Source organism: Candidatus Pantoea soli, assembly GCF_007833795.1.
GTDB classification, from domain to species: domain Bacteria; phylum Pseudomonadota; class Gammaproteobacteria; order Enterobacterales; family Enterobacteriaceae; genus Pantoea; species Pantoea soli.
Window position 1 is genome coordinate 365,963 of sequence record NZ_CP032703.1, and the last position, 19,328, is coordinate 385,290.

Annotated in this window: 22 protein-coding genes and 1 riboswitch; of the genes, 6 read left to right on the top strand and 16 right to left on the bottom strand. The window is 59.3% G+C overall.

Going from position 1 to position 19,328, the window contains the following annotated elements:
* Positions 1–47: 47 nt before the first annotated feature.
* Together D8B20_RS19045 and D8B20_RS19050 are read right to left on the bottom strand one after the other, a co-directional pair.
* On the bottom strand, positions 48–1,475 hold the full coding sequence (locus D8B20_RS19045; protein ID WP_145891246.1) for an alpha,alpha-trehalose-phosphate synthase (UDP-forming): 1,428 nt from the start codon (positions 1,473–1,475) through the stop codon (positions 48–50).
* A gap of 280 nt (positions 1,476–1,755) precedes the next feature.
* Positions 1,756–2,619, bottom strand: a complete 864-nt coding sequence (locus tag D8B20_RS19050; RefSeq protein WP_145891247.1) for a substrate-binding domain-containing protein — start codon at positions 2,617–2,619, stop codon at positions 1,756–1,758.
* A 188-nt stretch (positions 2,620–2,807) separates the two neighbouring features.
* On the opposite strand from D8B20_RS19050, the gene D8B20_RS19055 reads away from it, so the two are divergent.
* Together D8B20_RS19055 and D8B20_RS19060 are read left to right on the top strand one after the other, a co-directional pair.
* Positions 2,808–3,212, top strand: a complete 405-nt coding sequence (locus tag D8B20_RS19055; protein WP_145891249.1) for a VOC family protein — start codon at positions 2,808–2,810, stop codon at positions 3,210–3,212.
* Between the two features lie 61 nt (positions 3,213–3,273).
* Positions 3,274–3,972, top strand: coding sequence for a RipA family octameric membrane protein (locus D8B20_RS19060; RefSeq protein WP_145891252.1), 699 nt, complete (start codon positions 3,274–3,276; stop codon positions 3,970–3,972).
* 37 nt (positions 3,973–4,009) lie between these two features.
* On the opposite strand, the gene D8B20_RS19065 is transcribed toward D8B20_RS19060, so the two are convergent.
* The 3 genes from D8B20_RS19065 to D8B20_RS19075 form a co-directional block, all read right to left on the bottom strand.
* Complete coding sequence (locus D8B20_RS19065; RefSeq protein ID WP_145891253.1) at positions 4,010–4,780, bottom strand: transporter substrate-binding domain-containing protein; 771 nt, start codon at positions 4,778–4,780, stop codon at positions 4,010–4,012.
* A gap of 195 nt (positions 4,781–4,975) precedes the next feature.
* Positions 4,976–5,629, bottom strand: coding sequence for an oxygen-insensitive NAD(P)H nitroreductase (gene nfsB / locus D8B20_RS19070; protein ID WP_145891255.1), 654 nt, complete (start codon positions 5,627–5,629; stop codon positions 4,976–4,978).
* 75 nt (positions 5,630–5,704) lie between these two features.
* Positions 5,705–6,706: a zinc-binding alcohol dehydrogenase family protein gene (locus D8B20_RS19075; protein WP_145891257.1), complete on the bottom strand. Its 1,002-nt coding sequence runs from the start codon at positions 6,704–6,706 to the stop codon at positions 5,705–5,707.
* Between the two features lie 635 nt (positions 6,707–7,341).
* On the opposite strand from D8B20_RS19075, the gene D8B20_RS19080 reads away from it, so the two are divergent.
* On the top strand, positions 7,342–8,421 hold the full coding sequence (locus tag D8B20_RS19080) for an AAA family ATPase (protein WP_145891259.1): 1,080 nt from the start codon (positions 7,342–7,344) through the stop codon (positions 8,419–8,421).
* Between the two features lie 10 nt (positions 8,422–8,431).
* On the opposite strand, the gene D8B20_RS19085 is transcribed toward D8B20_RS19080, so the two are convergent.
* From D8B20_RS19085 to D8B20_RS19120, 8 genes are all read right to left on the bottom strand, one after another.
* Positions 8,432–8,902, bottom strand: a complete 471-nt coding sequence (locus D8B20_RS19085) for a hypothetical protein (RefSeq protein WP_145891261.1) — start codon at positions 8,900–8,902, stop codon at positions 8,432–8,434.
* A 158-nt stretch (positions 8,903–9,060) separates the two neighbouring features.
* Complete coding sequence (locus tag D8B20_RS19090; protein ID WP_145891263.1) at positions 9,061–9,984, bottom strand: ABC transporter substrate-binding protein; 924 nt, start codon at positions 9,982–9,984, stop codon at positions 9,061–9,063.
* A gap of 10 nt (positions 9,985–9,994) precedes the next feature.
* Positions 9,995–10,729 (bottom strand): ABC transporter permease, encoded by a 735-nt coding sequence (locus D8B20_RS19095; RefSeq protein ID WP_145891265.1) that lies wholly within the window; start codon positions 10,727–10,729, stop codon positions 9,995–9,997.
* A complete protein-coding gene (locus D8B20_RS19100) occupies positions 10,713–11,429 on the bottom strand; it encodes an ABC transporter ATP-binding protein (protein WP_145891268.1) in 717 nt (238 codons plus the stop codon). The genes D8B20_RS19095 and D8B20_RS19100 overlap by 17 nt, the downstream gene beginning before the upstream one ends.
* Positions 11,426–12,394 carry a HesA/MoeB/ThiF family protein gene (locus D8B20_RS19105; protein ID WP_145891269.1) on the bottom strand — a complete coding sequence of 323 codons (969 nt, stop codon included), beginning with the start codon at positions 12,392–12,394 and terminating at the stop codon, positions 11,426–11,428. The genes D8B20_RS19100 and D8B20_RS19105 overlap by 4 nt, the downstream gene beginning before the upstream one ends.
* Positions 12,395–12,403: 9 nt before the next feature.
* Entirely contained in the window at positions 12,404–13,162 is a 759-nt protein-coding gene (locus tag D8B20_RS19110) for a thiazole synthase (protein ID WP_145891271.1), read from the bottom strand.
* Between the two features lie 2 nt (positions 13,163–13,164).
* Positions 13,165–13,362: a sulfur carrier protein ThiS gene (gene thiS / locus D8B20_RS19115; RefSeq protein ID WP_145891273.1), complete on the bottom strand. Its 198-nt coding sequence runs from the start codon at positions 13,360–13,362 to the stop codon at positions 13,165–13,167.
* Positions 13,346–14,290: an FAD-dependent oxidoreductase gene (locus D8B20_RS19120; RefSeq protein WP_145891275.1), complete on the bottom strand. Its 945-nt coding sequence runs from the start codon at positions 14,288–14,290 to the stop codon at positions 13,346–13,348. The genes thiS and D8B20_RS19120 overlap by 17 nt, the downstream gene beginning before the upstream one ends.
* 121 nt (positions 14,291–14,411) lie before the next feature.
* Positions 14,412–14,531: riboswitch (TPP riboswitch) on the bottom strand.
* Positions 14,532–14,685: 154 nt separating this feature from the next.
* Here D8B20_RS19120 and D8B20_RS19125 point away from each other — a divergent pair.
* Complete coding sequence (locus tag D8B20_RS19125) at positions 14,686–15,123, top strand: 6,7-dimethyl-8-ribityllumazine synthase (protein ID WP_145891277.1); 438 nt, start codon at positions 14,686–14,688, stop codon at positions 15,121–15,123.
* Between the two features lie 183 nt (positions 15,124–15,306).
* Here the strand turns inward: D8B20_RS19125 and D8B20_RS19130 are convergent, their stop codons facing one another.
* The gene (locus D8B20_RS19130) at positions 15,307–15,516 is read right to left on the bottom strand and encodes a YMGG-like glycine zipper-containing protein (RefSeq protein WP_145891279.1); all 210 of its coding nucleotides are present in this window, start codon (positions 15,514–15,516) and stop codon (positions 15,307–15,309) included.
* Between the two features lie 291 nt (positions 15,517–15,807).
* Between D8B20_RS19130 and D8B20_RS19135 the strand changes: the two genes are divergently transcribed.
* The gene (locus tag D8B20_RS19135; RefSeq protein ID WP_145891281.1) at positions 15,808–15,975 is read left to right on the top strand and encodes a DUF2256 domain-containing protein; all 168 of its coding nucleotides are present in this window, start codon (positions 15,808–15,810) and stop codon (positions 15,973–15,975) included.
* A gap of 11 nt (positions 15,976–15,986) precedes the next feature.
* Here the strand turns inward: D8B20_RS19135 and D8B20_RS19140 are convergent, their stop codons facing one another.
* Positions 15,987–17,438, bottom strand: coding sequence for a sugar porter family MFS transporter (locus D8B20_RS19140; protein WP_145891283.1), 1,452 nt, complete (start codon positions 17,436–17,438; stop codon positions 15,987–15,989).
* 201 nt (positions 17,439–17,639) lie between these two features.
* On the opposite strand from D8B20_RS19140, the gene psrA reads away from it, so the two are divergent.
* Positions 17,640–18,539, top strand: coding sequence for an L-proline-binding transcription factor PsrA (gene psrA, locus D8B20_RS19145; protein WP_145891285.1), 900 nt, complete (start codon positions 17,640–17,642; stop codon positions 18,537–18,539).
* Here the strand turns inward: psrA and D8B20_RS19150 are convergent.
* On the bottom strand, positions 18,514–19,320 hold the full coding sequence (locus D8B20_RS19150) for a substrate-binding domain-containing protein (RefSeq protein ID WP_145891635.1): 807 nt from the start codon (positions 19,318–19,320) through the stop codon (positions 18,514–18,516). The genes psrA and D8B20_RS19150 overlap by 26 nt on opposite strands.
* Positions 19,321–19,328 lie beyond the last annotated feature (8 nt).

Sequence of the window (19,328 nt, forward strand, 5' to 3'; positions counted from 1 at the left end):
CACCATACTGTCACCCCTTTGCCGCTGGCGGCGCACAGCGCACCGGTTCAGTAACGCAGTCGCGCCGACATGGCTGCGCCGGTCATCATTGTGCTATTCACACCACTCTGCGGCATCGCTTCCGGGCTGGAAAGGTGCGACAGGAAACGCCTCGCCCAGGCGTGGCAATCGTCGCGGTGCAGCGCATTCAGCAGGCGTGCATGGCGGTTTTGTCGTTCACACAATGGCAGACGCAATGCGGTGTGAATCGCGTCAGCGATCGCATCCGGATCGTACGGATTAACGATCAGCGCCCCATCCATCTGTTCCGCCGCGCCGGCAAACTGTGACAGGATCAACACGCCGGGGTTTGCCGCGTCCTGCAGCGCGACATACATTTTTGCCATCAGGCTCATGCCCGCCGTCAGCGGCGTCACGACGGCCACCCGGGCGGCCCGATACAGTCCCGCCAGCTCTTCGCGCCGGTAATCATGATGCAGATAGCTGACCGGATACCAATTCAGCATGCCGTGGACGCCGTTCACTTCGCCGCACAGCGTCTCCAGATGGTGACTGAGCGCCTGCTGCCGGTGCGCATGCCCGCTGGCTGAGGAGGCAAGCTGGATCAGGGTGAGGTGACCGGCATACTGTGGATGCTGGCGCAGCAGCACTTCCAGCGCGCTGATGCGGTACGGCAAGCCGGTACAGTCATCAAGATGGCCGCCACTGATCAGTGTGTTTGCCGGCAGGCGTTCACGGCACTGCTGTTCCATAAACTGGCAGCTGTTGCTTTGCTGCAGTGCCTGCGCCTCTTCCGTATCAATTCCCACCGGATACACCCCCGTAGAAATAATGTGCCCGTGAACGCGCAGCCGCGTTTTGCTCAGCCTTTCCGCGCGGAACGCGCTTTCCATCCACAGCAGAAAATGGTTCATGTCCTGTGTTGTCTGGAACCCCAGCAGATCGCAGCACAGCAGCGAGGCCGCCAGGATGCGCCACTCCGGGATCGCCTCAAACAGTTGTCCGGCAGGAAAAGGCTGGTGGAAGAACAGCCCAATGCGGTTGGTCAATCCGGCATCGCGCAGCATTTGAGCTGCGGGCATGAAGTGATAATCCTGCAGCCAGATGACATCATCCGGCATCGCGTATTCGGTAATGGCATGCACATAACGCGTATTGAACTGACAGTATTGACGGAACGCCTGCGGGGTAAAGCGCGCCAGATCCGGTCGCTGATGGAATACCGGCCATAATCCCTGATGAACGTAGCCGTGATAGCCCTCTTCCCACTCGCCGCGCGTGAGCGAAAACGTCAGCGTGTCGTACTCTGCGCCATGCCGGAAACGGAGCGCTCCACTGTTTTCGCCGCCAGGCTGCGCGGGATCTTCTTCGCGGCAAACCCATAAGCCGCCGCGCCGCGTGAGAACGCGATCGTAAATGACTGCCAGCGTTGATGACTGATGCAGATTGTGTGAAACCAGAATTGTGCCTGACATAGAACGTGTCCGTGATGAAGGCTGCCCGTCAGCGTCCTGTACAATGCGCACGCTGTCGTGATGCAGCAGAAACCGGAGCAAGCCACACATGGCGTTTCTCCTGCTGAAGCCGGAAACCGGCGATGCGCTGATTTAACCCTTCACGGTATAAAAATGGCGTAAAGAAACCGGCTGGCGACATAAAAAAGCAGGAAAAATGGGCGGACCGTTGCCGAAGCAGGCAGATGCGGTGCGGAGGGGCAGAGAGGACGACGGCGTGTTCGCCGCCGCCGTAGTGTGGCTAATGACGAATCGCACACCCGCACTGTGACATTTCACCCGGCACGGATTTGCCAAGGTGCGAGTGGCGCACCTGCAGTTCGCCCTGTTGCCAGGCGCTGCTGTGATTGTGCTGCTGATCAAGCAGCCGGCTGATGGCTTCACGCACCAGCAGGTCACGGCGCGGTGCCCAGGTGGTCAGATGCCAGGTCGGGGCGCGCGCTTCGTCTGCATCGTCCATGCCGACCACGGCCACGTGCGCACCCTGACCAAAATCGCGCACGGCCTGCAAGGCACCAAACGCCAGCGAATCACAGGTGCAGAACAGGGCATTGATGCGTTCTGCTGCGCGGGTTTTGCGCAGATAGGCCATCATGGCCTGATAGCCCTGTTCACGCTGCGGCCCCGGCGCGCTGAGCTGTGCCTGCAGCGTTTTGCCCTGCTGCTGCAGCCCCGCCAGGTAGCCGGCGTAACGGGGATCCGCCGCGTCGCTTTCCCGCGGCTGCATCAGGCCAAACCGCTGATGCCCCTGCGCAAGCAGCAGCAGGGCCAGCTGCTGACCCGCCTGCCAGCCATCGGCTGTGACCACGCTGGCCGCAGGACTGGCGCTGTGGCACAGATGCACGCTGTTAACCGCTGGCAGCATCTCCGCCACTACCTCCAGCTCGTGAGGAAACAGGCTGGCGAGAAACACCAGACCGTTCAGCGGCAGATGCGCCAGCGGGCGCAGCGCAAGGCGAAAATGCGCTTCGCTGGCGGCATTGATCAGCAGTGCACTCTGGCCGCGCGCCTGAAGCTGACGCGTGACTTCATTGAGCATGTTAACGGTAGCGGAATCGGTGAATTCATCGCAGACAACGGCAATGCATCCGGGGTGCGTGGTCATAGCTGACTCTCCTGCAACGGGGCGTAGGGTAATAAACAGCATTCCACGTTACCCGATTAATCCGGCAGCGCCAATCTGTCCATTGCGCCTGCCGGCGGCCTGGCGGGCCACAGCACGATTGTCACCCTGCCGCCTGCGGGAAGACTACAGTTATCCGCAAGCGTTGTGACGTTAACAGGAGTAGCACCATGAGCATTTCTGTCCTGCGTATTGCCCGTCCGGTCAGCGATCTGGCGCGCAGCCGCACTCTTTACTGCGCCGGCCTGGATTTAGCGGTGATCGGCAGCTTTGCCCATCATGCCGGTTTCAGCGGCGTCATGCTGGGTAAACCCGGTATGGCCTGGCATCTGGAGTTTACCATCTGCCATGCTCACCCGGTGGAGCCGCGCCCGACAGCGGAAGATTTGCTGGTGCTCTATCTGCCTGAAGAGGCCGCGTGGCAACACACCTGTGCCGCCATGGCGCAGGCGGGTTTCCGGCGCACCGCGGCGCTGAACCCCTACTGGGAGCAAGGGGGGCAAACCTTTAGCGATCATGATGGCTATCGCACGGTGATCCAGCGGCGGCAGTGGCCGCTGAATCCAGCCGGATAACGCATTTCCGGGTGGTTTTACGTTACACTGTCGCCACATTTGTTATGCCACCGGGAAAATTATGCGCATTAACCTTGATCAGGCCGATCAGCCTTTTATTCACCGCCTGCTGGGCGAGGAAGTGGACGCCATTGACGCCGCGCAGCAGCCGCGCCTGCAGCAGGCACTGCAGAGCGCACGCCAGCAGAAAAGCCATGAAACCGATCTCGACTGGAAGCGCAACGCGGTCTACCTGCTGCTGTTTATCTTTCTCTATGCCGCACTGGGCGCTTCACTGACGCTGGATCTCAGCGCCATTGCGCAGGCCTCCAGCCATAAAAGCATTGCCTATGCGCTGGAAGCGGTGCCGGTGCTGATCGCCTTTTCCGGCCTGTTCCTTTCGCTGCTGTTTGTGTTTGCCACCCGCAGCAGCGCACGCCGCCTGCGTAACTGGGAGCAGAGCATTCTGCTGCTGGAAAAATACACCGGCAGCAATCTCAGCCTGCAAATTAACGACATGGGTGCGCGGACCACGCACTATTCGCAGTCAGCCATTACCGTTGCGCTGGCGCTGTTTATCAGCGTGACCTGGGCGGTGATGTATAACTTTTTCACCTTCACTACCAGCGGCGTGATTGGCAGTGTGATTTCACTGTTTATCACCACCATGACCTACGTGATTCTGGATATTCAGCTGCTGAAGTCCGGTCACGCGCGGGCCATTGATGAGCCGCAGATCCCGGCGGAGGATGAGAAGACGCAGGAGAAACCTCGCGCCTGAATCGCCGCCCTCTCCGGCGGAGAGGGCGCGCGACATCTCATGGATAGACTTTGAACCGGAAGTATTTTTTCGCCAGCTGGTCATAGGTGCCGTTCTGGTGCAGTTCCGCCAGCGCCGTGTTAATCACCTTCAGATTGGCCTCATCCCCTTTGCGTAAGCCGATGCCGACGCCGTTGCCTAACAGCGCTTTGTCATCCAGCGTGGCTTTATTGACATAGCCTTTGCCTTCCGGCGTGTTCAAAAATCCCTGTTCGGCCGAGACGGCATTGGCCAGGCTGGCGTCAAGACGCCCTGCGACCAGATCCGGATAAATTTCCATCTGGTTTGGGTAGGAGACCACATTCACGCCCTGCGGCGCCCATTTGGTTTTGGCATAGGTTTCCTGGATAGTGCCCTGCGCCACACCAATGTTTTTACCGCGCAGCGTAGCAATATCCTGCGTCAGCGTGCTGCCGGCCGGCGTCAGCAACGCACTCGGCGTGACGTACAGCATATCGCTGAAGGCGACCTGCTGACGCCGCTTTTCGGTCATCGACATGGCCGACAAAATCGCGTCAAATTTCTTCGCCTGTAATGCCGGGATGCTGCCGTCAAAACCTATCTGCACCCACTGGCATTTCACCTTTGCCTGCGCGCAGATGGCATTGCCGAGTTCAATATCAAACCCCTGCAGCGAGCCGTCGCTGGCTTTGGATTCAAACGGCGGGAACGTCGGGTCCACGCCAAAACGCAGCGTGGGCTGCGCGGCGGCTAACTGGCTGAATGCGCCCAGCGAAAGCAGCAGCGCAAAGGACAAGCTCTTTTTCATTCTTCTCTCCACAGGGTCGCTTACAGGCAGACTGACATCCTGTAATAACACGGCCACGCCCGTGTCGCCAGTCAAATAGCGAACAGGCACAGAGCAAATTCTTATATCTGTGAATGAGTTAGCGGAAGCCTTAACGAGAGAGCGCGGCGGCAGAAGCCTGCCGGGCGCCTGTCACAGCGCACCCGGCAGCGTGCATCAGATAAAGGTGAAAATCGCATCCTGCGGCAGGCGGGATTTTGGCAGAGCAGCGTTGAAATCTTCCTCGCTGCGGTAACCCAGCGAGACCAGCACCACACCGGTCAGGCCCTGCTCACGCAGACCGAGCGCCTTATCCAGCGCACGCGGGCTGAACCCCTCCATCGGCGTGGCATCAATCCCCAGCATGGCAGCGCCCAGCAGCAGACCGCCCAGCGCCAGATAAACCTGTTTTTCCATCCACTGCGGCAGGTCGCGCAGTTCATAGCGGTGCATATCCACGTAACCGCGACGGCTCTTATCCTGTCCTGCGCGGGCTTCCGGCCGGGTGAAGCGCCCGTCCTGCTCTTCCTGCGCCAGCAGGTTATTCAGGTGTGCTTCATCGATATCGCTGCGCATGCACAGCGCAATTACGTGGGAAGCATTCACCACTTTGGCACGGTTGTAGATAAACTCGCCGTCGGTGGATTCTGCGATCCGCTCACGCCCTTCCGGCGTAGACGCCACCACAAAATGCCACGGCTGGGAATTCACCGAAGAGGGTGAATTGCGCAGCAGATTCAGCAGCGTATCGATCTCCGCCTGCGGCAGGCTCTGGCCGCTGGCGAAGGCTTTTACCGTATGACGGCGGGCAACAGCATCATTTAATGTCATGGTGATTTTCCAGTAACCAGGTAAAGCCGGCTACACCGCTGCATCCGCGGGCGCAGGCGGTGAGGCCGGACAGGGTCAGAAACCGCTCAGCACAATTTTACCGCGCGCGCGTCCGCTTTCGATCAGCGCGTGCGCTTTGCGCAGATTGGCCGCATTGATGGTACCGTGATGCTCCCCGGCGGTGGTCTGCAGCGTTTTATCATCAATCAGCTGGCTGATCTGCTGCAGAATCTGGTGCTGTCGCTGCATATCCGCGGTATGAAACAGCGAACGGGTGAACATCAGCTCCCAGTGCAGGGAAATGGCTTTCCGCTTCAGCGGTACCGCATCCAGTGACTCCGGATCGTCGATCAGCGCCAGCTTGCCCTGCGGGGCCAGCGCTTCAATCAGCTGCGGATAATAGCTATCGGTATGGGTAAGTGAGGCCACATAGCGCACCTCTTTATGCCCCAGCGCCGCCAGCTGCTCGCCCAGCGGACGCTGGTGATCGATGACATGATGCGCGCCAAGCGAACGCACCCAGTCGGCGGTTTCCGGGCGCGACGCGGTGCCAATGATCGTCAGCTTCGTGAGCTTGCGCGCCAGCTGAGTCAGCATGGACCCCACTCCACCGCCAGCCCCCACAATCAGCAGCGCAGCATCCTCTTCCGCGGTCACTTCCAGCCGATCAAACAACAGCTCCCATGCGGTCAGCGATGTCAGCGGCAGCGCAGCGGCATCGGCGTCGTTGAGTGACCGCGGCTTATGACCGGCGATGCGCTCATCCACCAGGCCATATTCGGCGTAGCTGCCCGGACGGGTGATGTCACCGGCATAGAACACCTCATCGCCCGGCTGGAACAGCGTAACCTCACTGCCCACCGCCTCGACCACACCCACTGCGTCCCAGCCGAGAATACGCGGTTTATCCGCCGGAGAACCGGCGCGCACTTTGGTATCCACCGGATTCACGGCGATAGCGTGGATTTTCACCAGCAGATCGCGCGCGCCGGGCTGTGGCTTGTCGACTTCAAGCTCGTACAGCGCTTTTTCATCTGTAATCGGTAAACCGTTCTGGCTGTATACAATCGCCTTCATGCCGTAACCCCTTATTCATTTATCGTCGTGTGAAGATAGCAGCAGCATAGCGGGAGGCGGTGGCGCGAAACACTGCGTCAGCAGAAGAACAGTTTCACTCGCGGAGTGAAAATCGCCGGTTCTGAAGGGATAGTTTAGCCACGTCATTATTTTTGCCGTCGCGCCACTGCGTACGCTTATTAATAAAGCGTGATCTCAAGCGCATAATTAATATTTACCGTTTAAATCATCCGCCAGATAAAGACCAGTTATTTATGGAGCAAACCTGAGGTTACTCTTTAATCACGTTTTTTGCGGGTGGATTTTTCCTGATAATTCAGTCGATATTGCGCATAAAGAAAATAACGTCCGCAATAACGCACTGATAATACTGGCTCAGCATGGTAATCCTGAATCTGATACGCAATAGTAAATGTTGTTTCAGTTTTATTAACCTCACGCTTCAGGATGGATAATGTCTCATTCAAAAATCATTTCGTTTAATCTGCTGGCGTACATCATCTTATTTATCGTGGTAATTAATGCGATTGACATGATTAATGCGTTTATGGGTTAAGCGCACGACAGCCCCCTTTTTACTCGGTTATCGGGTAAAATCGTGACGGCAGGTGTTGTCGCGTTATCAGGGAGGCTGTGTGATTAACCGTATCAGTATTCGTAACTACCGCTCAATTCGTGATTTGACGCTGGAACTGGATGAGATCAACCTTGTCTTCGGGCCCAACGGCTGCGGCAAATCCAATATCTACAAGGCACTACATTTGCTTTCGGCCTCAGCAATGGGTCAGGCTGCGGCCGCGATCAGTGACGAAGGCGGGCTGGAAAACGTGATGTGGTCAGGCACACTCAGCAGCCGGACACCACACCGTATCACCATCGCCTGCGACACGCCGGAATTTGAGTATGAGATGCAGCTCGGCTTTCCGGATCGCCTGCCTTATCCCACTCAGTTCCAGCTCGACAGCGTGTTCAAAGAGGAGAACATCTGGCTGAGCGGCTTCTCCCGGCGCAACAGCGCGCGCATTTTACAGCGCAAAAACCAGGCGGCATTCCTGCTGGACGTCAACGGTGAAAAGCAGACCTTCACCGACGCCATCTATGAGAACGAATCCATTTTCGGCCAGCTGGCAGAGCCGCACCGCTATCCGGAAGTCTCACAGGTGCGTGAACGGATGCGCAGCTGGCGCTTTTATCATGATTTCGATCTGTCACGCACCTCCGTACTGCGCCGGCCCGCGATTGGCTACCGTTCACCGGTGCTGGCAGGCGACGGCCGCAATCTGGCGGCAGCGTTTCAGACCATTGTAGAGATTGGCGCGGGCGAAGTGCTGACAGCGATTCTGGCCGAAGCGTTTCCGGATTGCCGCTTCTGGTGTGAAAATCAGCAGTCGCATTTTGCACTCAGAATGCAGCGCGCCGGACTGAAGCGAGCGCTGCATGCCAGTGAAATGTCGGAGGGGACGCTGCGTTTCCTGTGCCTGACGGTTGCCCTGCTCAGCCCGCGCCCGCCGCGTTTTATTGCGCTGAACGAACCGGAAAACAGCCTGCACCCGGAAATGCTGCCGGCACTGGCCTCGCTGATTGTGGAGGCCGCGCGCTACAGTCAGATCTGGCTTACCAGCCACTCACCGCGACTGGCGGAGCTGATTGGGTCCGCGCGGCCTTTTCGCTTATACCAGCTGCAAAATCAGCAGGGCGAAACGGTGCTGGCCTGATGCCGGTCGATCAGGAGTTGTTCGGCGCCGCGGCGCTTTCACTGAACTGGGGCTTCTGACGCGTCACAGAATAGACCACGTTTTTCGGCGCGCTGGTGTCGGTGGTGATCGCCACGGACGGAATGGTCACTTTGCCGAAGCCAAACAGCGTCTGTACATATCCGCCGACCTGATGCTTACCGGCAGGGACGCGCAGGGTTTTGTTCTCGCCCTTCTGCAACAGACCCGCTTCCTGACCGTCGACCGTCACATACACCGTTGAACCATCGTCCGTGCGCGTCACCAGATGCGACACGTTAATCACCGTCGGGCCGCTGGCAAACGGTGAATCCGAGTTCTGATTGTCGATCGGTGCTGCGGCAGCGGTGGCGGCCGGGGTTTCAGAGGCGGCTGAAGCGCTGCTGTCACTGGCAGCGTGACGGGCACAGCCGGAGAGCAGTAATGCGGCCGCTAAGGTGGCCAAAGTAAAACGCGAAGACATCGTGTCAGAAAACCTCTGCTGAAATGAGAAGCGATTATTTTAGCGCGCCTCACACAGTGATGACAGTCACACAATTCCAGTATTTTCCGAAAACCCTGCCGCGGGTGTAACCAGGTGTCTCTGTCTTTGCATTTTCCTGTGGTTGCGCCAGCTTGCGTCTACAGCGAATAGCGATCCAGCGGCGCCACCGTTTTAACCAGTCCGTTCGCTTTCATATAGTCACCAAAGGCCTGATAGCGCTTTCGGTCCAGGGCGGCACTGTGCGCGGCAAAAAAAGGTAACGTTGCCTGCCACGCCTGGTGATTCAGCGGCGTATTGAGTTCCGGATAGCGCTGGATAAACGCCTGCCATGCCGCTTCCGGGTGCGCACGCAGCCAGGCTACGCCGGCATCCAGTCCGCGCAGAAATGCCGCCACGCGCGTGTCCTGCGCGGCGGTTTTCTGGTTAGCGAGGATAATCAGCTCATCATACGCCGGCACGCCGAACGCTTCCGGCCGGAACACCTGCGGCGTAACGCCTTTGTTTTTCAGATCCAGCAACTCATAGTTGCGGTACACCGTCATGGCGCCGTCAATTTTGTGCGTCAGCAGCGCCGATTCCGCATCCATGTTCAGGCTGATGAGCTTAACCGTGCTGACATCCACCCCCTGAGACGCCAGCATGTTGCGTATCGCCACATCTTCAAAGCCGGGGATCGCATAGCCGATCGATTTACCGGCAAAATCCTTCAGCGTGTGCACGGACGGTGAAAGCGTGGTCAGGGTGTTGAGCGGCTGATTGATCAGCGTGCCAATGCGAATAACCGGCACGTCTTTCTCCACCAGCGTGTAAAGCTGTGGCTGGTAGCCAATGGCCAGATCCGCTTTGCCGGCTGCCAGCAACAGCGGCACGGCGGCGGAATCAGCGGGCGCGATCATCTCCACCTCCAGCCCCTCTTTTTTGAAGGCGCCACTGTACTGCGCGGCGAAAATCGCCGCATGGTTAGGATTAACAAACCAGTCGAGCAGCAGACGAACATGCTGCTCGGCGTGTGCGGCAAGGCTGGTGAATAACAGAAAAACGGTCAATACTCTGCGAAACATGGCGAGATCCTTAATGTGAATGCCAGAGATATTTTTTACGTAAATGCGCTACGCTGGCCGACAACGCCAGCGCCAGCAGCAGCAACAGCAGCAGCGCCGCAAAGCTGGTGGCGGTTTCCAGCCGCGCGCTGGACTGCATCATCAGATAACCCAGCCCTTCGCTTGCCCCAACCCACTCGCCAATCACCACCCCTATCGGCGCCAGTACCACCGCCATCTGTAAACCGGAAAAAAACTGCGGCAGCGCAGCCGGCCAGCGCACCTGCCAGAACAGCCGCCAGCGTGAGGGATAGAGCGTCTGCGCCAGCTCCAGCCAGCCCGCAGGCGTGCGGCACAGGCCATCGAACAGCGACAGACACAGCGGGAAAAACAGGATCAGCGCCGCCACCACCACTTTGGAGGCGATGCCAAACCCCAGCCACAGCACCAGCAGGGGGGCCAGCGCAAACACCGGAATCGCCTGGCTGGCCGTGACCAGCGGAAACAGCAGGCGACGCAGCGTCGGGCTGGCGGCCATCAGTACTGCCAGCGCAACGCCGCTTCCGGTGCCGAGCAGTAGCGCCAGCGCCATTTCCGCCAGGGTATACAGGGCGTGATGCGCCAGCAGCTGCCGCTGTTGCCACAGCGCCTGCAGCACGGCCTGCGGCGCCGGCAGCAGAAAATCGGGTACGCCCTGGCGCCGAACCAGCAGCCACGCGCACAGCAATACGGCGATCAGATAGATCGCGCTAAACAGTTTGTTCATCAGTATTTAGTCGGGAGAAAAGATCGCGCTGCGCCTGCAGCAGCGCCATATCGTCAATGGCACGCGGTGTGCTGCCGTGCGGTACCGGCCAGCGTTCCGCCTGCAGCGGTGTCCCCTGCAGCAGCAGAATGTCATCCGCCATGCGGCAGGCTTCCAGCGGATCGTGCGTCACCAGCAGCACGGTTTTACCGCGCAGCAGTCGGGTCGTCAGGGTTTGCAGGCTGAGCTTGGTCATCACATCAAGGGTGGCGAACGGTTCATCCATCAGCACTACCGCGCGCTGCGCATAGAGCGTACGAGCCAGCGCCACATGCTGCCGCATCCCGCCAGAGAGCGCGTGCGGGGCGGCCTTGGCCACCGCTGCCAGCTGAACCTGCTCCAGCAGCGCCAGCGCCCGCTTCCGGTCGGGACGGGTTCCCTGCAGCCGGTCCGCCAGCATGACGTTCTCCAGCACGCTCAGCCACGGATAGAGCAGATCCTGCTGTCCCATCCACGCCACGCTGCTGCGTACATCGGTCAGCTGGCCCTGCTGCGGCGTGATGAGCCCGGCCACCAGCCGCAGCAGTGTGCTTTTACCGATCCCGCTGCGCCCGAGCAGCACCGTGATCCGGCCGCCGCGCAGGTGCAGGTTAAAGCGCTGACACAGCAGTTCATCGCCCCAGCCAAAGCTGACCTCAGTGAAATCGATATCGGTACTCATGGCCGACGCGCGGCCAGAATCGCCAGCCTGTCACAGCCGCGCTGCGCCAGCGCCGTGGCGGCCTGCGCGGCGCGAATGCCGCTGGCACACACCAGCACAATGCGGCGATCCGCGGGGGGTTGCCAGTGCGCCAGCTGATCCGGCAGCACGCGTTCCACCTGCGGGGCCACGCTCTCCGGCGCTTCCGCTGTGCTGCGCAGCTCTACGATACAGTCATCTTCCCGCAGCATCTGCGCGTCGATAAACGGCACCGCCGCTTCGGTCGGATCTGCTGCGCCGTCAAAACGAAACTGCCGGAAATGCCAGTGCACAAAATCGCAGTTTACCAGGCAGCCCAGCGGTGAGGGTTGCCACCCCAGCAATACACTGAGCGCCATCTGCGCCTGTAATGCGCCCAGCACGGCCACCGCCGGTCCGGTTACCCCCGCGGTATTGCAATTGGCGGCGGCAGCCGGCAGCTGCGGAAACACGGCGCGGTAGCCGGGTGCCCCGCCACAGAAGCCGCCGACATAGCCCTGCCGGCCCAGCACCGACGCGCTGATTAGCGGCACGCCCGCCGCTAAACAGTGATCAGAGAGCTGATAAGTCACCGCGAAATTATCCGCGGCATCAATCACCAGGTCACAGCCGACCACCGCCTGCGGTATAGCACTGGCGGTCAGCGCGCGCTGGACGATATCGATCTGAACGTCGGGATTGCGCTGCAGTAGCGCCTGGCGCGCACTCAGCACTTTCGGCTGCCCGACATCCTGCTGCGTAAACAGCGTCTGCCGGTGCAGATTGTGCAGCGCCACGCAATCGTCGTCATACAGCCGCAGCCGGCCGACGCCCGCCCCCACCAGCTGCGGTAACAGCGTGGCGCTCAGCCCGCCGGCACCGACCACCAGCACGCAGGCCTGCGCCAGTTGGCGCTGCCCCGCCTCGCCCATTTCCGGCAGCATCATCTGCCGCTGATAGCGCTCCATCGTCACTCCTTAGCTGAAACTGGCCATGCCAAAAATCGGCGTCGAAGCGACCGCCATGTCGCGCTTCTCCATCAGTCCGGCGGCACAGGCGGCCTGCCCGGCTTCGATCGCAAGGCGGAACGCGTTGGCCATCCCGGGTGGATCGCCGGCTTTGGCCACGGCGGTGTTCAGCAGAATGCCGTCGAAGCCCAATTCCATCGCCTGAGCAGCCTGCGACGGCGCACCAATACCGGCATCAATGATCAGCGGCGTGTCGCGGAACCAGGCGCGCATCGCCCTGAGACCATCCAGGTTGCGCAGCCCCTGACCGGACCCAATTGGCGCGCCCCACGGCATCAGCAGTTCGCAGCCCGCTTCCAGCAGCTTTTCACCGACAATGAGATCTTCCGTGGTGTAAGGAAATACCTGAAACCCGTCCTCACACAGGATGCGGGCCGCTTCCACCAGCGCAAACGGGTCCGGCTGCAGGGTGTCGGCATGACCAATCACCTCCAGTTTGATCCAGCGCGTATCAAACAGCTCACGCGCCATATGCGCAGTGGTGACCGCCTCTTTAACAGTATGGCAACCCGCGGTGTTAGGCAGAATACGCAGCTTCAGGCCGGTCAGCAGCTCGCGAAACGCCGCCCCGGCGGCGCCTTCGCGGCGCAGGCTGACGGTGATGATCCCGGTGCCGGAAGCCGCAATGGCCTGCTGCAGCACCGCAGGTGACGGGTAACCTGCGGTGCCCAGCAGGAAGCGGGAAGTGCCGGCAAAATCGTAAAACATCGTTATCCTCCCTGCATTGGTGACAGCACTTCCAGCTGACAGCCCTCTTCCAGCTGCAGGCTGTCATACTGATTTCTGGGCACAAACTGGCCGTTGACCGCGCTGGCGACACAGCCTGCATCAATCTGCTGTTCGGCCAGCAGCTCCCGCAGCGTGCGCGCCGTTGTTGTTATTTCACGGCCGTTAAGCTGAATATTCATTTATCACTTCTCCGGAAAGGCGCTGCATCAGCTGTTCTGCCAGCATCGGTGCCAGTAAAAAGCCGTGCCGATACAGGCCGTTAAGGTAAAACGTTTCATTGTGAAAATGGATTTCCGGCAGGTTATCCGGATAGGCCGGACGCAGTCCGCTGGCGCTTTCGATAATTCGCGCCTCGGCCAGCGCCGGGTGCAGCGCCCAGGCGGCACTCAGCAGCTCCATCATGGCGCGGGCGCTGATCGGGCTGGCATCCTGGCTCTCTACCATGGTGGCACCCAGCATCAGATGCCCGCCCTGGCGCGGCACCAGGTAGCAGGGAAAGCGGGGATGCAGTAAACGGATCGGGCGGGAAAAGTGCAGCTCATCGCTGTGCAGGATCAGCATCTCACCGCGCACAGCTCGCAGACGCGGCAGTGCGGGCTGCGCGTGAATACCCCGGCAGTCAATGATGCGTCCGGAGGGTGCAGTGGCGTCAAAGCATACGCCACGCTGCAGCAGGCGTTCGCGCAGTTCCGTCAGCGCTATGCGCGGATCGAGGTGCGCCTCACGGGCAAAAAACAGCCCGCGGGCAAAGCGCCCGTCCAGCGCCGGCTCCAGCTCTGCAGGATTCACCCACTGGTGCTGCTCTGTCATGCGGGCAAACCGCGTCAGCTCGTTGCTGTCCCGCGCTGGCGCAACCACCAGCGTACCGCGGTGCGCCACGCCGCTGACCCGCTGCTGCCACCACCCGGCGGCGTGTTGTCCCAGGCGAATGACATCCGCAGGGGCGCTTTCCGCTTCACACCAGGGGGCTAACATCCCGCCGGCAAACCAGGAGGCGGGACGGCGGGATGCATCGCCGAAAACCTCAACGGTTTCGCCTTGTTCAGCCAGCAGGGTTGCCACACAAAGACCGGCCACGCCGCAGCCCAGTACGCTCCAGCGGCTCACAATGCCGGTTCCGCAATCAGAAGGAAATTCACATCGGCCTCTCAGTGTTGACTGAGACCCGTGGATACAGGAGAAGGGATAGCGCGAAGGCAGGATGCCGCTCTGCGCCAGACAGCGCGTTACAGCACGCCGTCAGTCTTCCTACGCCAGTATCAACTGGGTCAGGTTCAAAGGGTCGCTGAACCGCGCAGTGCGCTATCAGCCTCTCAGTCTCTGTGGCGAGACTCCCCCGACGGCTCTATTTGTATTGCAGGCGCTGCCGGACGTCAAGCAGCGCGTCGGGCGTGGTGGATCGCACGCGCGACATGTGATATACCAGAATCACCTTGCCTGAGTGAAAAAAATCACAGATTTTTTATTCACTTATGCTTTTTTCAGCTACTTATGGAAGCCCTATGCATACCTTCAGAATCGCCTTTATTAAAGCGGGATGGCACAACGAGATAGTGAATAATGCGCTGGTGGGATTCCGCCAGGCCCTGGCAGAACAGCAGGTTGAACATCAGCTGAAAACCTTTGATGTTCCCGGCGCCTTTGAAATGCCACTGCTGGCAAAACGTCTGGCTGAAACCGGCAACTATGATGCGATTGTTTGCGCGGCGCTGGTGGTGGACGGCGGCATTTATCGCCATGATTTTGTCGCGCAGGCGGTTGTGGATGGCCTGATGAACGTGCAGCTGACCACCAATGTACCGGTGTTTTCGGTGTCGCTAACGCCGCACAATTTCCAGCCGGCAGAGGTAATTGAAAACTTCTATCGCGACCATTTCATTAAAAAAGGTCAGGAAGCCGCTCGCGCCGCGCTGGCTATTCATCAGCTTGTGGTGGAGTAAAGGCTGCAGCAGGATGATGGTATTACCACCCTGTACCGAATTTAAGCGAAATCTGTGCAGGGTTTATTGCGTACGGAAAAGCAATCTGGTTTATACGGTGCGGAAGGAAGCCGCGAAAACAATAAATGAATTTAACGGTTTCACTATTTATTAAAATAATGAAACCGTTGCAACAAACTAAAATTAGCGGCTTACTTCATGACCGATCAGGCCGCCAATGGCTGCACCGCCCAGCGTACCAAAGGTGCTGCCGCCAGTCAGAACAGCGCCACCCACGGCACCCACACCCGCGCCAATCGCGGTGTTTCGGCCACGGTGTGACATGCCACACGCGGTTACAGATAAGGTCACCAGTAATACCACGGCAATACTCAGGCTGCGTTTTAAAAGCATTAAAATCCTCATTACCATTAATGCTAATGGAATGTCATTATGTTAATTTGATTGTTGTTTGTGCGCCGTATCCCTGGCAGACGGTACATCGTCAGTCGGCAATATAATAGGCCGGCAAAAAGTAATACAGGTAAAAATTCCTATTTTAATGCGGCCCTGTTTGCACTGCTGCTTAATTAAGCAGTCGCACACGCGCTTTTATCGCGATGGAAGATTATTAGTAAAACGGCAATAAAACGTGCAGCTGAATGACAACGGCGGCAGCGAAGTAATGCGTGGAGAAAAAGGCGGATGAAGACGTTTAAAGGCAACAAGCAATCGCTGCCAGTGCGCTACTGCAAACAGTGTCACAAACCCATGACCTGGCGGAAAAAGTGGGAGAAGTGCTGGGAGCAGGTGCAGTATTGCTCGGAACGTTGTCGCCGTGAGGCAAAGCGCCGCACGGTCGACAACGAATAATCGCCGCAGGATTATGCCGCAGAAGACGCGTCTGCCGCCGCGTCACCGAAGCGTTCACGCATGTGCGTTTCAATTTGCTCCAGTGATTTGCCGCGCGTTTCCGGCAGCACCAGCATGACAAAAATCAGCGATGCCACGTTAATCCCGGCAAAAATGAAGAAGGCGTTATTGCCCACCAGCGACAGCAGCGGCGGGAAGGCAAAGGCCACCGCAGCATTACAGATCCACTGAAACGCCACCGCTGAGCCAGTCAGTACCCCGCGCACTTTCATCGGGAACAGTTCTGACATCAGCAGCCAGTAAACCGGCGAAATACACATCTGCATAAAGAATAAAAACACCAGGATGCAGCCAAGCGCCAGCAGGCTTTGCGTCATGCTGTGCGGCATAAACACCAGTACCGCCCCCAGCGCCAGCTGCATGGCGATCACAATCGTCAGGCCGGTCATCAGCATCGGACGACGGCCGAAATGGCTGATGGCTTTGATACCGGCAAAGGTTGCCAGCACCGAGACCACACCGTTACCGATGGTGGCCGCAATCGAAGCGCTGGTACCCATGCCGGTGCTTTTCAGGATGATTGGCGTGTAGTACATAAAGGCGTTTACCCCGGTGAACTGCAGCACAATGCCCATGCCGCAGCCCATCAGCAGCAGCCGTACAATCCAGCGCTCTTTCAGTAGCTCGCGTGCCGCCGGCCCCTGATGCGCTTCACGGGCATGCTGGCGCATTTCTGCCATCTCTTTCCTGATTTCCCGCGGGTTCTCACGCAATTTGCGCAGAATACGCAGCGCCTCGTTAAAGCGTCCTTCGGCCACCATCCAGTGCGGTGAAGCGGGAACAAAGAAAGTGCCGGCAAACAGCAGCACGCCCGGTACCATCGCCAGCGCCAGCATGTAACGCCACATGTGCGGATCGTGCAGCAGCAGGCTCATACAGGCGCTCACCACATAGGCCAGCAGCTGCCCTGAGACAATCATCAGCTCATTGCGGCTGACCAGCGGCGCGCGCCGTTTCGGCCCGGCGATTTCCGCAATAAAGACCGGCACCGTGGAGGAGCCGCCGCCAACGGCGATGCCGAGAATAAAGCGCATTGCCACCATGATTTCGACGTCCGGGGCAAGGGTCGTCCCCAGCGCGCCGGCAACAAACAGCAGCGCCAGGCTGCGTAACGTAATGCGGCGACCAAACCGGTCTGATACGTATCCGCTCAGAAAGGCGCCCACCGCAGAACCGAACGTCAGCGCTGAGGTGACCAGTCCTTCCGTAAACGGCGTAAGATTCAGGCCGCCCTGCGAGGCCGGCAGCGTCATATAGGGTAACGCACCGGAGATAATGCCGGTGTCGTAGCCGTAGGCCAGCGCGCCCATGGTGGCGACCAGCACCACGAAAAAAAGACGTTGCCGGACGGTGAAGGTGAGCGCGCCGCTCTCCTCCGGTGGGGGTGATGAAGCGTTTTGCATGGATGCATCCCTGTTAAACGACAAACACAGCGCAGTGCTGTGTAAAGAAAGGTATGAGTATAGAAGTGATTTGCAGAATGGGATCTGAATCACATAAATCGCCGTCCGCAGGGTTGCCTGCGGCGCGGAACAGATAAGGTGAGCGCCACGAGTCAGGCTATTCTGCTGCGCACCGTTTTTTTCTGAAGGATGTCACTTACCATGCCGGTTAACTTCGACCTCAACGATCTGTATGCCTTTCGCGCGCTGGTGGAATACGGCAATTTTCGCCTTGCGGCAGAGTCCATCTGTCTGTCGCAGTCGGCGCTGAGCCGCAGGATTGAAAAGCTGGAATCCGCGCTCGGCACCCGGCTGTTCGATCGCACCACGCGGCGCGTCACCCTGACGCTGTTTGGTCAGAATTTTGCCGAACGTTCAGAACAGCTGCTCGCCAGCGTCGAAGCGGTACTGGCGGATGTGAATCAGGTCAGTCAGGAGCGGACCGGGCTGGTCACCGTCGCCACGGTGCCCTCCGCCGCTTATTACTTTATGCCCGATGTGATTCGTCGCTTTCAGGCGCGCTACCCGCGCGTACGCATCAAGCTCATCGACAGCAGCGTGGGTAACGTACTGGAAGCCGTCAGCAGCGGCCAGGCGGATTTTGGCATCTGTTTTGCCCGCAATTTGCATCCCAGCCTGGAGTTTATCCCGCTGGTGGAAGATGTGTATGTGGCAGCCTGCCGTCACGATCATCCGCTGGCGCGAAAAGCCGCACTGCGCTGGCAGGACTATTTTCAGCAGGATTACATCGCGCTGGATAAAGTCTCGGGCAACCGCACCCTGCTTGACCAGGCACTGGGACATTTAACGCCGGCACGCGCCAGTATTTGTGAAACCCGGCATGTGACAACCCTGCTGGGGATGGTAGAAGCGGGCATCGGCATTGCTGCCGTGCCCGCGATGTCACTGCCTTCCGCCGGTCATTCGGTGCTGACGCACCTGCCGCTGATCGATCCGGTGGTCACCCGCTCGGTCGGGCTGATTCGTCAGCGCGGGCGTATCCAGTCGTACATGGCGGCAGAACTGGAAAAGCTGATCACGGAACAGCATCCGGCTGCTTAGTTGCAGCCTGTGCGGTCACGCTGTGCATGCCGGTCGCGTTCACCACCTTTTGTGCGGCTGGCGAGGCGAGAAACGCCAGCAGCGCTTCGCCCTGGGCGCGATGCGCCGCGTGCACCGTTACCGCGCCGGCAAAGCGGGTGATGTATTGCACATCGGCGGGCAGTTCGCCAGCGAACGTTACCCCCGGCACCGGCAGCAGTTCACTGACCTGCTGGAAGCCAAGGCTGTAGCGCCCTTTTGCCACCTCTGAGGCTACCGGAATGCGCTCGACCATCTGCGCTTTGGTTTGCATCTGTCCGTCAATCTGCAGTTTTTTAAACAGCGTGGTGCTGACGTAGCGGCCACTGGCGCTGTCTGAATAGGCTACCGATTTCGCCTGCAGCAAGACGTTACGCAGCTTTTCATCGCTGCTGATATCCGGCACGGCTGTTCCTTTCTTCACCACCACACCAATCGGCGAGTCTGCCAGTTCAACACGCGATCCGGCCAGGGTTTGCTGCTGCTGTTGCAGATGGGTCAGCGCATCGCCGACCATGATCACCACGTCCGCTTTCTCGCCGCGCGCCAGCCGGTTAGGGATGGCCTGCGGCGTTTTGCCCATTGACGGGCCGGGAATAATCACCAGCTGATCGCCGCTCTGTTTTTCATAGGCAGGTGCCAGCTGCTCCAGCGCGGCGCGGAAGCCGCCGGAGATCATGACGGTGATCTGCTCCGCCCGCACACCCGCGCTGAGTGCGGTCAGGACCAGTGCCGCAGACAATGAAAAGGGTAATTTACGCATCATTTCGC